Raw genomic sequence first — 943 nt, 5'->3', positions numbered from 1 at the left:
CGGTGCGGTCCCCGGCACCGAGTGCGCCGGGGACCAAATGTGTTGCGCGTGAGCCGTTCTTGTCGGTGGTCTCGGCTAGATTGTGGGTGTTCTGTTGATCGGGCGGACTGACCATCTGCCCCTGTGCCCTGAAAGGGGTTTGTCCGATGTCCTCTGTTTTTCGTATCTCCTCACCCGCTGATGCTGTTGCCGTGGCCGTGATGCTGGTCCGCTACGTTCCCGAGAACGAAATGGTGGTGTTCACCCCAAACTCGACAGGCGGGGCCGTCATGGCCTGCCCGCTGGGGGAGGAAGCGCCGATCGGTGGTGCCCCGTTGCTGGTGCCCAGCGGTCACCCCGTGCGTGATCTATCCGGACCGCGCGTGGTGGTCGTGTTCGGCAGTGACACACACGCCGATGCGGCATCGATGGCCGTTCTCCACGAGTTCTCGGGCGATGACGTTGCTGTGTTCCAGTTCCACGAGGGACGTGCGCGCCGCTACTTGATGAACGGGGTACTGGCGGGACCGCACGAGGTCGGCGAGGCGGTCGACCTGACGGCTCACCCCTACGTGGTCGGAGCGTTGCTCGAGGGGCAGGTACGTCTGGCCTCTCGCGCCCAAATCCGCGCGGGCTTCGTTGCCGAACAGTTCGGTGCCGAACGCGCCGCGAGTGTGGTGGACATGATGCGGGCTGCACGCGGGGCGTTCCCGGCAGTAGGGCCGATCTCGGCCGCAGAGACCATCCACCGCGAGGTACTCGCCGGGTATCTCGATTCAGGCAACCGCGGAATCGAGATATCGGATTACCACGCTGCGATGCTCGCAGCCGCCGCCTCTGACGTGCGCGTGCGCGATGTGCTGTTCGTTCACTTCACCGAAGCCAACGCCGCAGTCCTCGGCGAACTGTGGCGGCAGGTTGGCGCGGTGTTGCCCGCCAGCGAGGCAGGCCCCGCCTTCGTCCT

1 protein-coding gene is annotated in these 943 nt (G+C 65.6%); it reads left to right on the top strand.

Going from position 1 to position 943, the window contains the following annotated elements; genetic code table 11:
* Positions 1–146: 146 nt before the first annotated feature.
* Positions 147–943 (top strand): DUF4192 family protein (locus tag BH95_RS26740; protein WP_157773217.1); only part of this gene is annotated, 797 nt, incomplete at its 3' end.

Source organism: Rhodococcoides fascians A44A (genome assembly GCF_000760735.1).
In the GTDB taxonomy this organism is placed as follows: domain Bacteria; phylum Actinomycetota; class Actinomycetes; order Mycobacteriales; family Mycobacteriaceae; genus Rhodococcoides; species Rhodococcoides fascians_E.
The sequence above is the reverse complement of the archived record's forward strand: the minus strand, read 5'-3'. Positions and strand labels throughout refer to the sequence as shown.